5 protein-coding genes are annotated in these 13518 nt (G+C 57.7%); 1 reads left to right on the forward strand and 4 read right to left on the reverse strand.

Going from position 1 to position 13518, the window contains the following annotated elements; translation table 11 throughout:
• Positions 1-250 (forward strand): hypothetical protein (locus tag M6D81_RS28035; protein ID WP_262680573.1); only part of this gene is annotated, 250 nt, incomplete at its 5' end.
• A 113-nt stretch (positions 251-363) separates the two neighbouring features.
• Here the strand turns inward: M6D81_RS28035 and M6D81_RS28040 are convergent.
• From M6D81_RS28040 to M6D81_RS28055, 4 genes are all read right to left on the reverse strand, one after another.
• Entirely contained in the window at positions 364-2631 is a 2268-nt protein-coding gene (locus tag M6D81_RS28040; protein ID WP_262680574.1) for an AraC family transcriptional regulator, read from the reverse strand.
• Between the two features lie 30 nt (positions 2632-2661).
• Positions 2662-4176, reverse strand: coding sequence for an extracellular solute-binding protein (locus tag M6D81_RS28045; RefSeq protein WP_262680575.1), 1515 nt, complete (start codon positions 4174-4176; stop codon positions 2662-2664).
• A 131-nt stretch (positions 4177-4307) separates the two neighbouring features.
• Positions 4308-11249 (reverse strand): S-layer homology domain-containing protein, encoded by a 6942-nt coding sequence (locus tag M6D81_RS28050; protein WP_262680577.1) that lies wholly within the window; start codon positions 11247-11249, stop codon positions 4308-4310.
• A gap of 187 nt (positions 11250-11436) precedes the next feature.
• Complete coding sequence (locus M6D81_RS28055) at positions 11437-13347, reverse strand: beta-N-acetylhexosaminidase (RefSeq protein WP_262680579.1); 1911 nt, start codon at positions 13345-13347, stop codon at positions 11437-11439.
• Positions 13348-13518 lie beyond the last annotated feature (171 nt).

A 13518-nucleotide genomic window follows, 5' to 3' on the forward strand; every position in this document is an offset into this window, starting at 1 on the left:
TTCAGCGGCTTTTGTACGAAATTTCATACAAACCGGCAGTATTCGGCGGCACATCAGCGGCTTTTGTATGAAATTTCATACAAACCGGCAGTATTCGGCGGCACTTCAGCGGCTTTTGTACGAAATTTCATACAAACCGGCAGTATTCGGCGACACATCAGCGGCTTTTGTACGAAATTTCATACAAACCGGCAGTATTCGCCAGCATTTCAGCGACCACCGGAATGACTTTATGCGAAACCCCGCATGAACATAAAAAAGCAGAGGCATCTGCATGGATACCTCTGCTTTTCCCCTATGTTCTTGTCGCACATTGCCGACCAGCGTGCCGCCTAGATGGAGTCGACGCAGATACGAAGGCGCTTACCCCTGCACACCATCGCTGCCGACCGATATTCTCCGATACTCCCCTGGCGTCATGCCCTCCACCCTTTTGAACATCCGAATGAAATTTTGTGCATTGTTGTATCGCATCCGTTCCGCAATTTCCGCCACCTTCATATCCGTGCGGCGAAGCAGCTCTTTAGCCTTGTCTATACGCAGCGCGATGACGTAATCGGTGTAAGTAAGTCCCACTTCCCGCTTGAAGGCCAAGCTAAGCTGAAGTTCCGATATCCCCAGCATATCAGCCAGCAAGCCAAGCGATATATCCTGATCATAGTGCTTCTGCACGTACTCCATTGCCATGATCACCGAGGCGTCCATGACGTCCTCGCGCGCTTTGCGGCACTCCAGCACATGAGAGGCAATCTGTTGGAACACTTCGTCGGACAACCAGCCTTCTATCTCCCGCACGGACCGGCATCCCGCCAGACGCTCGTACAGATTATAGCGGAACAAGACGGCGACAGGCAGCGAATTGCCTTCGAACAACACCCGCAGCACGGAAGCAAGCAGCATCGCATAAACTTGTACAATCTGAGCCTCATCCAGTTGATCGGCTGTGTGCATGGCTGCTGTAAAAGCCTGAAGCGCTCCGACCGCCTTCTCATGCTCGCCAAGCTTCAGGTGGGCTACGATGACCTTCTCCTGCTCAATCGGATAAATGTAATGCTCTTGCGCATGCCGCTCGTCGCTATAAATGAACAGATACTGGCCGCTATCGGCAATTTTGCGCTGAAGCGCCTTCCGAGCCTCCTCGAACGACAGATAAAGTTCCCCATAACTGCGAGCAGAGCCGACGCCGATGACAAGCATCCCTGCCTCCGCCTCCCCGACAAGCCGCTCTCCCCACTCGACAATCGATTGATGCGGGTCGTCTGCGTCATTCCCCAGATACATATATACGCCGCCAACCATATCCGCACCAAGCCTGGCGAAGCGGAAGCGATCCGCGTCGCTTCCCCGATCAGCTGCGAGCCTCTTCAGCCAGCGTTCCGCAGAACCTTCCGCAATTCCCGCCCCGTGGCTAGCCGTTCCCAATGCGTATACGACGATACAAATCGCCGTATACCCGCTCCCTTCCGTTGTTGGAATGCCGGCATTCATCATCAGCCGCCTCTCCTGCTCGTTAAGCGGCTCCTGCAGCCACTTCGACAGCAGATAGCCCTTCTGCCACTCCAGCGTGCTCCGCACTTCATGCTCCAGGGCGGAATTGCGCTGTTGCAAGTGCTGCAGCGACGTACGGAATCGGGCATATACATTCGTAGACAGGAACGCCATCGCTCCAGCTGCCAGGATGGCAAATAACAGCGTATACATCAACACCGCTTCCGCGAACGCGCGAACGCGCTTGGTCATATCCGCAATCGGCGATACGGAGACGTATATCCAATCCGATCTATCGGACTGGACGGCATTCACCAGCAACCCTTGCCCGCCGACGTTCTCAATAACCGATGCGCCATCGGCTCCCGGCTTCACGGCTTCCAGCCATGTATGCAGCCGCGCCGGGTCAACATGCTCCTCCACGAACCGGTGCGTTCCTGCATTGGCATACAGCCTTCCTTCCGGGCTTATCGCCAGCATGCCACCTCCATTCTCGTAATAGATGTCTCCATATAGCGCATATAACGCCGCTTCCTTTAGCTTCACCACATAATAGCCGAGCGGCTCCGGGAAGGAGGCCGGCACCCCTCTGGCATAGCTCAGCCCTTCCATCAGCCGATGTCGGGAATTCCCGTCAGCGCGGGGCATATCCTGCCAGAAAGACGGCGCCGAGCGTGCGATCAGCTTGCTGTGCAGTTCACGACCGAGCAGCCGGCCGGGGTCGAACTCGATGCCGCCTGTCGTCAGCAGCCAATCCTTGTCCGGCACATATAAATATACCGCTTCCACATGCTCCAGCAGCGCTTCCATAGCATTCAGCCGGGACAATATCTGGCTCTGCTCGTGCTCGCTATCAAGCAAGCTCCCCTCCTTCAACCCGACAGCCAACGCATCGTCGAACACATGCTGCAGGACGATTCTCTCCACGGTATCCATCATATTGTCGCTGCGCTGCCTGATCTGCTCCATCACCATATCATGATAGCCCTGCGCCTCCCGCACCAGACTGTCGCGGGCCGATACATAAGAGAACCAGCCGACGAGCAGCACTGGAACAGCCGCAATCAGCAAGGCAGCGGCCATCACCTTTATGCGCCCGCCCCCTCTCTGCAGCGGGCGCGCTTCAATACGGCTTGTCGCCAAGCCTGCCACCATCCTTTCACTGCATACGGCTTAACGCGATTGGCCATACCATTCATTCACTTCGCGTGTAGCCTGCTCTCCTCCCCGGGCCAGCCACTCCTCCCTGAAAGATGCGAAGGATGAGGCAGGCAGCTTGCCCTTGACGAAATCCGACTCGAACTGCGCGATTTTCCGACCGTATATACTGGCTGTTGATATGCCTTCCTCCGGCATAAAGCCAATGGCCGGGTTGGGTATGCCCGCGTCGGCCACCATGTCCAGAGCTTCCTTCTGCCGCTGCCGGATAGGTGAAGGAGCACCTGCAGATATATAGAAATAGGGGTCATACGGCGTCATCGGCATCAGAATGGATGTCCCTTCCTTCCGCAACGCATCCGCATCCTTCATCCTGATGCTTCCGTTCCCGTCACGCTCGTAATGAATGCCCTCCAGACCCTGCCTTCGGATCGTATACGCATCCTCGCCGCTTTGCCAATCCAGCCACTCCATAATACGGTCCACCTTGTCCAGCGGAACGGTGCTGGGAATGAGCAGCCAGCCATAGAACCCCGCTTGCTCTGCGAATCCGGCAATTCCCTCCGGTCCCTCAGGAGGGCCCAGCATGATCAGTTCCGCTTCTTCGTTCCTGTCCTTCAAGCCATCAACGAATCTGGCATAGTCCGAGACAGGGGCAATAATGATGCCGGTCGTCCCCTCCATGAACCGATCCCATACCTTCGTCGTCTTCAAGGACCCGAAGCCGTGATCGATGCCTCGCTGCTTGTATAGCTCCCTCATCCACAGCAGTCCCTTCTCCCGGCCAGGCGTAATCTTGCTCGCCATCAGGCTGCCATCCTCCTGCAGCAGCCAGCCGTTGCCCGCCCCGAACGGGAGGAACAGCTCATGCAGATAATTGAGCCCTTCGCCCGCGGCGAATCCGTATGTATCAGCCTTCCCGTTGCCGTCCGGATCGCCTTGTCCGAACAAGGCGGCTACATGAAAGTAGTCTTCCGTCGTGTGCGGAACCGGCAATCCCAGCTTATCCAGCCAATCCTTGCGGACCATGACGACATCGTCAAGCTTCGCCCGCGGTCTCGGAATGCCGTACAACCTTCCGTCCAGCCTGGCATGCTCCAGAATGTCCGGAGGCAGCTGCCGCAGATGCTCCGAACGCTCGACGTATGATGTCAGGTCGTGGAATAGACCGCTTCTTACATGATTAATAAGTTCAGATTGCGACGACGTCCATGTCACCAGATCGGGCAGCTTCCCGGAAGCGGCGGCAGCCTTCAGCTTGGCGGAATAGCTATTGGCCGACTCCGGAAGCGGCACGAAGCGAATATTGAACCGCTCCTCCATATACGTCCATATATGCAGCCGTTCAGGCATTTCTTCGTAAGCGGGGAATAGGAAAGATATCGTCATATCGTCCGCTTCCCCATGTTCGGAATAGACTTTGGCGCCGGCATCGTAATGCGAGCAGCCGGTTGCCGTAAGCATAGCGGCGACAGCAGCCAGCAGCCCCCATCGGAACGCAACCGGCAGACTGACCCAACCTTTCATCATACACGTCTCCCCTCGATCTGAAAAAAAAGGAAAAACCTTTCCTCGATTATACAAGGAAGGGCTTCCACTGTATGCATCCTTTTTTTCATGATCGGTGTCCAGTCGGAGGAGAGGACATTAACCATTGTCTTCTAATTCATGTATTGCAGCACATGCCACAGCAGGCCGGCCGCTTGAGCCCGGGTGAGCGGCTCTCCGGGACGGAACCGTCCGTCCGGGTAGCCCGCCAGAACGCCCCGCGATGATAAAGAACCGACAGCTTCCCTCGCCCAGGAGGAGAGCTCAGACTGGTCGGCATAGCCCGCCGCGTCGTCTTGCGCCGCTTCAGACATATCGCCGTCAGATCGTCCGGCCTGCACAACACGCCATACGATCACCGCCGCCTCTTCTCTTGTCAGCGGATCATGAGGACGAAGCTTGGCGCCGTCGCCAAGCAGCAGCCCTTGCTCCACCGCCGTCGCCAGCACAGCGGCATACCAGGCATCCGCATCCACATCCCGGTACTTCCTCAGCTTGTCGGGTGACGCAGCCAACGGCTCGCCGCTCAGCCATTCCAGAAGCCGGACCGCGAAGGCGGCCATCTCCGCTCTCGTCACCTGACGATCAGGACGGAACAGACCGGAGCCGGTCCCCTCGGTCAGATGCAGCGCTGCAAGCTCTTCCGCCTTCTCGCGCGACCAGTGTCCTGTCAGATCGGGGAAGCTCGGGGAATAAGACAGAAGCGCATATAATCCCGGCTTGCGAATCAGAACAGACAACATCTCCCCGTCCCCACTCCATCTGCCGCCTTCATATTGCCATACGCCTGCGTCATCCAGCCGATAGATGCCCAGCTTGCTTCTATTCACATTGTCCCATTCCTCATCAGGTACTGCCAAGCTTAGCAGAAGCGGATGCGGCCAAGCCGTATCGTAGCCGCTCATCGGCATCAGCTCATACGCCACGCCGGAATGGCGATAGCGCTCATCCTTCGGCCAGTCCAGCCGCTCTCCTGAAAGCTGCCTGACCCGTATGCCACCGCTATAATCGGGTCCGGCAGCTTGCCATCTCTCGTTCATCGTCAGCCATAGTGTGCCCGGCCATGCCTCTACCTCATCTTTAGTCTTCCATAGCGACCAGGGCAACCGCTTGATCGTACCATCCTCATAGGCTGGCGGAACAATCACCGCTCCGTTCCCTGCGCCCTTCAATGTCCTCACCGACTGCAGCACCGGTACGGAATCGTTGCCGATATCATCCTCGGCAATCAACACCAGCTCGTATGACGTATCGGGCTTCAGTTCTGTCAGCGTATAAGCGCTGGCGGGAGCTGAAATATATTGCACTTGCTGCTGCTCTTCGCCTGCCGCCCGCCATAACAGACGTACCCGATGGAAGTCTGTTCCTCCGGGATTCTGCCACTCAAGCTTGAAACTATCGGAAGCACGCGTCACCGCCAGCCCTGCAATCGCTTCAGGCCCTTCCGTATCGAAGACGGCCGGTGCGGCCGGCGTATCCGCGATGCGGCTTACCGCCAGGGAAGCGTTGCCCGCCTCATCCAACGCCCGGAGCCGGACTTCATACCATGCTCCGCTGTTCAATTCCTCTATTAGCGCGCCTTCCTTGCCTTTCTCTATCGTCATGCTGCGATATGACGCAGTCCCCTGTTCCTTCCACTCGACCGCAATGCGCGCCAGGTCCGCTGCGGACGGATCTCGCCACATGACATGTACGGCATCGCCGACCGCGATAACGGACACGTCTTCCGGAGCGCCGGGCGGCGTCGTATCGCTCGCTTCCACCGTGAATAACAGCCGACCGGAGTCGGCCAGCGGCAGGCTGTTGTAACTCTCGGCAGCGGCGGACACGATCAGCTCCAACTCGTCTCCCGCCGCTATCTCCTCGGCAACTTCAGGAGTGAACAGGAACGTATGCGCCAGTGTAACGCCAGCGTACCCCAACTCTTCCCTCAGCGGTTGAACCGTTCCCCGTATCATTGTATCTCCCTTGGTTACGCTCACTGTGCCGTCCCCAACTAGACTATCCGTCTTCATATACCGGCTGAATCGGAACAGAATAGACGCTCCTCCGTCTTCCGACCCCGCTTCTTGGAGCGTCGGCGCTTCTGTAGACACCATCGGAATATTCACATCGAAGTGGGGCGGCAGTACTTTAAGCTCATCGCTATAAGCGGTGACATAGCCTTCTTTCTCATAGCGAACCTTCCATAAGCCTTGCGGCACGTCCCAGCGGTATCGCCCTTCGTCATTCGTCGATTGCGGGTTGATCTGATTGAACCACTCCGCATCCCAGTCCTCCCAGCCCTGGAGTTCCTCATTCCACTGCATAATCGTTGCCTTCACACCCGACAAGCGATGGGAAGGAATTGCCTCATAGACGTAACCGCTGGGATCATACTGCCAGCTTGGATTGGCTACGCGCTGCCGCTTTCTGGCATCGTTCCCTCCGAATTCTCCAGTTTCGGGGTCGTATTCGCATTTCAAATCGCGTATCATTTCCAGCTTCAGCTCATTGCGCTTATCCTGAATGATTTTATCCACGAGCTTGCCATATATTTGCGTACTGAGGAAAATAATCGCGCCGGCAAGGAGGCCCGGACCCGGCAGCAGCGAGCCGGACAGGAAGCCCAGCATATTGGCCGCCCACTTGGTGCTCTCGGCAAGCATGGCATCCTCCATAATCCGTTCCATCCGCGCATGATAATAGGTCGCGCTGTCGGAGCTGCACGCCTGATAAGCCGCGCGAATATCGTTGTTAATGCTGTCCAGCGTCGCCTCCAGACTGCCCGATCCCTCCAGATTAAGCCCCATGTCAATGCCGTCCAGCACAATCTCCGCGCTTGTCTTCGTAATTTGCATGGCTGCATTCGCTGCAGTGACATTTCCCTTGCGCATGGCAATGGCGGCAGGCCTCCATTCGTTCCGGTCAACGGGAATATAACCGCTGAAGCGGACCGTGAAGCTCACTCCCTTCCCTTTCCCTTCGCGCAGGAACTTCTTCAGCATAGCCGCGGAATCGCGATAGCCCGTTGGAACTTCAGTGAACGGCGTAGGAAAGCTTTCGCCGCGCTCAAAGTCCACTGCATAATCGTATATAGTCTTGCCGAAAGCGGTAAACTTGCGTTTGTTGTTGAGATTAACTCCCGCAACGTCCGGCTCGAATACAAAATCGCCGTGCAGCGTTGCTCCCTCGCCCATTCCCGGAAGAGACAAGTCGAACGTCCTGCGTTCCGTTGTTTCCTCATAAGTCAGCTCAGGCTGCCCTTGTGGATTGAAGGGGGTATGCTTCACCGTCCAAGGCAGGCTTGACCGCAATTCCTCCTCCGTCTGCATCAGCTCGCTTTTCTCCTCCGGCAATGCGCTGTACGAGATGTCCAGCGCTCCCTCGATTGTATGAATTTCACGGAGGTTCAGCACGGCGCGATGAACGCCTGACGCCGTACGCAATGCTGTCAATTCATATGCGCCTATATGCAGCTTGACATGCGATACCGCATCTGGCTGATCGAACTTGATATCCGCCCACAGCAGTGACGGCTCCAGCAGGAACGGGAATAGAGCCACCCCGTCCTGCGGCCGGAATGTCTGCGAATTGCCATAATGATGCAGCGTGACCTCCTCAATGACGGGCGCTCCATAACCATAGAGTACTTCCTTCTCCTCCGAAGAATACAGCAGGCCGTCCCGTTCCGACACAGCGTGCAGAACATATCGCTCTGTATTGCCGCGTGACGGCAGCTCGACGGGCAGACGCCAGTAACCGGAGGCTGGAGCGGTCATTCGCCCCAACAGCGTCCCGTCCTCGTATACGCTGACCAGACTTCCCGGCACCGCTCTGCCGCCTGCCTCGAGCTGCCGGCTATGTGCATGCTCCGGGACCTCCAGACTGATACCGCGGACAGGCACTCTGCGCTTGCCCAGCAGCACAGAATCCCGCCGTCCGTCCGCCGTATAATCGAGATAGCCGGTGAATACCGCTTCCGAGCCTTCAGAAGTCGCCGGAATCTTGACGTACGCTTCCAGATCAGCGCCGTCCCGGTCATTCGGCAAGACAGCACCGATATCTGCCGTTAAGACATTGCCTTCGAGCCGCCAGTCGGCTTCCGGCAACGGCATGTTGCCGAGAAGCACGCCGTCTGCCGCTACGGTCGCCCCTGCCGGCAGCTTGACGCGAAGCTGCGCGGGCGAATAATCGCCCCCCGACTTCTTGCGGTACGACACGCCAACCTTGACTTCCTCTCCCGGCAGCAGCGTATCGTAGTCGATAGACAAGCTGCCGTACGGTTCATTGCCAATCTCATCGGACAGTCCAAGCTCGCCCAATTGAAGTGTCTCGCCCTCCCCGATCGTGAATGTCCGCCGGAGATTCTGCCCCGTTGACCGGGCAGGTTGATGAGCATATACGGTGTATGTTCCGCCTTGCGGCAGCCAGTGCGCCGCCTTGCGCGTAGATAGATACGGTACTAAGTGCTCCGACTCATAGCCGCCTTCATGCGAGACGATGCGATACATCCACTGCGACTCCGGCATGCCGTATAGCGGTCTGATCCCGCTCGCGAAGCCTAATTCGACTCTGGCGCCTCCCGCGCTAAGATCATAGTCGAATACAGCCTCTCTTTCAGCGTTCAACTGCAGCTCCTGGCATTGATACGGCCCATTGTATAACGTGTATCTTATACATAGACGGAAGCGAGTCCCTCCCCTGTCCTCCACTTCAATGGGATAATCCTTGATCGGATAGATCCGTCCGGTGTCCCGATTGGTCAACACCGGAGCATACCCATGAAGCTTGGCCAGCGTCATCTCGTCCGGACCTGTCGTCTGCCACTCTTCTGTACGGAATTCCCGTTCCCTAACAGATACGCGAATGCTGCCCTTGGCGTTGTCCAGAACGGCGAAGTCCCGCACAGGCTGCGACGCGTCAACCGTTATCTGCGTCGGCCCCATCGATAAAACGGCGCCAGCCCGCTCACCCTCGACATAAGCGAGCCCTTCCAGCAGCTCCGCCTCATATTGGCCGTGCTCGTTCGTCTCCGCATGTACGATGCGATCTGCTCCGTTGTAGCGGAGAGGGTCCTTCTGCGTAAAAACGAGCTTGTAGCCGGAAAGCGCTCCGTCCGGACTTGTGACCGATCCCGTCAGCATCACCTTCTCCCGCTTAAGCGGCAGGACGATAACATGCTCATTCTCTCCCGGCTGCAGCACCCATTCCGCTCCCGTAGCGGCATCCCGCAGCTCCCCGCTTATCCCGCTGACAGAGGCAATGCGGGCGAGCTGCCCTTCCGTGATCCCGTTCCGGAAGACGACTCTGCCATCCGCAGCCGTCCGGCCATACCGCTTCGCGCCTCCGATGTCCACCGCAAGCGCGGCGCCCTCGACAGCGCTGCCGAATTCGTCGCGCAGCGCGATCGTCAGCTCCGCAATGCCAAGCCCGGCAGCTTGCGTCTCCGTCGTCCTGCCGGATGCAACGGGATCAAGCGGCGCGGCATAGAGGAGCGTGCCATTCGCGGCGTCTGTCAGGCGGAGCTCATAATCCGCCGCGGGCACGACATGAGGGAACAGATAGCTCCCTGACTCACCGATGGCCTGCACATAGCTCTCGGCCCCCTCTCTCTGCCGCAGCAGCGCTTGCATGGCGGGAAGCTGACCGCCGCCCGATAAGGTCGCCCGAACGGAGCCAGTCAGCGGCAGGCCGATAGCCGCTGCAGCCGTCTGGCTTGCCGGCTGCCCCGGACGGCTCCACGACGCTGTCGCTTCGTGTACATAAGCGATAGCCAGCGACTCCGCCATCTCCCATTCCGCATCATAGCGGCTCGGCGCTTCCGCCGCTTCTGTCATTGCCACCTCCGCCGTCCGCTCAATCGGTTGCAGCAAGGGCTGTCCTTGCTCATCCAGCCAGCTATCGTACCGGATACGAACGGCCGCTTCGCCTTCCGGCGCAGCCTGCAGACTCAACTGCATACGTTCTCCTCGCTTCAGTGCCCGATTGTCCTGCGCCTTCCCGATAAGCGGCGCACTCCAGCGAAGCTCGCCCACAGCCAGCGCGGGCAATGTGCGATGCAGGCTTGTCAGAGGCTCGCTCCATACGCCCGTTCCGTCGCCCGCTCTAACCGTCACCTCATACGCCATGTCAGCGGTCAAGCCGCTGAATGCGTACGTTCTGGCATCCGCTCCCAGCGAAGCGGCAGCCGTACCGTTCAACGCCACTTCATACAGCGCCGTCTTCTCGTCCGCCGCCGGCCAATCTACCCTGAACGAGTTGTCCGTTGTGTCCGAGAAGCCTAGGACCGCTCCCACCGGCCATTGCGGCGGAATCGGCTCGGGGTCTACGCCGCCATCGGCAACCGTCAGCTCGCCGTACAGGCTGTCCGTTATATAAGTGATCCCGTCCTGCACATAGATAGACTGAATAATGACCAGGTACGTATAGCCGGGAACAAGCTCCGTTGCGTGGGCTTCCATCGACTGGCCGGGTTGAATATTCCATATTGTGACACTCTGCCGGTTGTCGGGAATATAATGCAATTGCACATTGTAATACTGTACATATGGAGATGTCGTAGACAGCCAGGACAGCACGGCTTCGCCCGCTGCCGGATATGTAATCTGCAACTGCCCGTAATGCGTCCATGTATCGGCATAGCGGAAGCTCAGGTCGTCCCGTTCCACTAGCAGGACACCGCTCTCCACATCGTATACGCGCGCCTTCATCTGATACTGCTGCTCCGGAACAAGCCCCGTCCACAGCCACTCCTTCTCCGGGTTGTCCGCATCTGACGTTGCCTGCTCCACAATGGGCCGCGACAGGTCCGGCAGCGCATACACCTCGAATTCATATCGCTTATCTCCGGTATGCTCCACACCGCCCGCTTTAATCGAAAATAATCCGTACTTAACGACGACACTGCCGCCGGCTCTTGGCTCGAACATAATCTCCCAGAAGCCGCCACTGGCCGATGCCCGCTCCGCCGCGCCTCCCGGCACCGCCAGCTGAATCAGCATCGCTGCCGCCAGCAGCGAACAGATGAAGCGAACGGCTCTTCGACGGAGCGTTCCTCCCATTGTGCTGTACACTACGATTCCACCCTTCTGCATGAGGACATATTTGCCCCAATGTAGCATGGCGAGAGCCTTCGCAGCTATAATCATATATTATGATTATCCCGTTCGCAGACACGCCAAGAAGGCTTTCCCCGCCGGGCTTGACGCCCGCAAGGAAAGCCTTTCCTCATCTTGCCGCCGCCTACCCGGCCCCGGCACTTTAGAATGGATTTATGACATGGAAGAACACATTCGGCGAAGCCATCCGGTAATAGTAGCTGCACCAGCCCGCGCCCTTGTTGTTGAAGCGATTGACGGTGCTGTACACGAGCCGTTCCTGCTCCAGCTCCTCGATCCGGTCGATTCGTCCTTCCGCATATTCCAGCAGCCGCATGCCCGCCGTGTCCAGACGGCTAACGACGCCGCCATAGCGAATGTCGATCACTTCCCAACCGAACGGCTTGTACATGCCCAGCCACTGCTTCCGGTGCGCTGCTCTCAGCTCGCTCACCGCTTCCGCTATGCTCGGCAGCACTTCTTGCGCGATTCGCTTCAGCTCCGCCTTGTCCCCGGCATCGTAAGCCCGCTTCAGCTGAATGCCGATCTCGCTCTTCTGCTTCAGCACAGCGCATAGCTTCTGGGGCACCTCGAACAGATCATCCAGCTCGGCTCCCGAATCGCGCCGGCTGGCGATGCGCTGCTCCAGCTCCGCATAATGCTTCGCCATCGGCAACCCTTCGATCTGCTTGTCGAACAAGCCCAGCAGCACGTCCTGATACAACAGGAACTTCGACGGATTGCTCTGCATCGCATTGTCCGGCTCCGCTCCTGGCGTCTCGTCCAGATATTTCAGCTGCAGGAATGCCTCCGCATCGATGCCGGTGCAAAGCTTGACGCGCTCGCCCAGCCATTCCTGATCCGGCGATCCCTCCGTATAAGCGTGCTCGGCATAGAACTGCAAGCCCAACAGAGCGATGTACGGATTGCTCTCCATTCCGTCATCGCCCCACATCGTCGCGTAGATCTCGCGAATGCCTTCCTTCTTGCATACCTGCAGTGCGCTGTCCGTCGCCTGCAGCGACAAGCCGTAATTGACGCCGAACGTATTGAACACCCACACCGCCCCGGCGAAGACCAGATTGCAGCCCAGCGGCCGATGCTTCGCGATCAGCGCTTCATATGTCGATTGCTCGGTATGGTTATAGTCCCAATAGACCATATCGACGTCCTTCGGAATGCGGCTCGCCATCTCCTCCGAGATTTGCGTATCGGCATTGTAATATTCTTCGCCGGTTGTCGATGCCAGCTTCAGGAACATATCGCTCCACATCATCGGCTTCAGCCCCAGTCCGCGCACGATGTCCAGCACGGCCTCCAGATGCTCCACCATAATGTCCAGACGGCTCCGGTATCCGTTGCGGTCCAGATATTTGCCCCGTCCCAGCTCCTCCGCCTCGTCCATGCCGATATGAATTTTGCGGCTGCGGAACGGTGCGCTAATGCATTTGATCATATTTTCAACAAGGCTTAGAGTATGCTCATCCCCTACCAGGAGGGCACCCTTCGTATCCTTGTATGCCTTCACCGGCTCCCACTTCAGGAATTCCTCCAGATGTGCCAGCGTCTGTATGCTCGGGAACGCCTCAATGCCGAACTGATGAGCGTAATCATCGATCTCCTTCAATTCATCATGGGAGTAACGTCCGCGCATATAACCGAAGTACGCTTCGCCTTCGATCTCGTACGTATCCTCCAGATACAGCATGACGCTGTTCATGCCCATGAGCGCCATCTTGCGGAGCATGAACTTGAAGCTGTCCACCGTCAGCACCCCGTTGCGAGACAGGTCGAACATCGGCCCGATCGTATCGAATTGCTGCCGCTCCTCCATATGGAAGTCGCCGCCATCGCGTCCCCGCTGGATAAGCAGTCCCAGACCGCGGAAGAATTGGTGCTTTGCGCCGTAACGGATGTAGGCTGCTCCGCCCCGGATGCCCACTTCCAATCGGCCGACCGATTTCTCTACCGCAACCTCCACGCCAGCCTGCGACTGCTGAATTCCCAGCTCGCCGACAAGCGCTTCCATACCGGCTTGCAGCTCCTGCATATCTCCTGTAAAACGCAATCTCATAGTTGTCGCAACCTCCTGCGTGAGTGAAATGAACATCTAGTTGTATTTTACATGAAGGATTATGATCGAATCCATCACTTAACCACATTGCCACACTTTCAATTAATGGAAGACAGACGCTATCCCGATGAAGAAAGGACGCCTGGAGGGGCGTCCTGAAGGATCTTAACA

The organism is Paenibacillus sp. J5C2022, from assembly GCF_025567625.1.
Lineage (GTDB): Bacteria > Bacillota > Bacilli > Paenibacillales > Paenibacillaceae > Pristimantibacillus.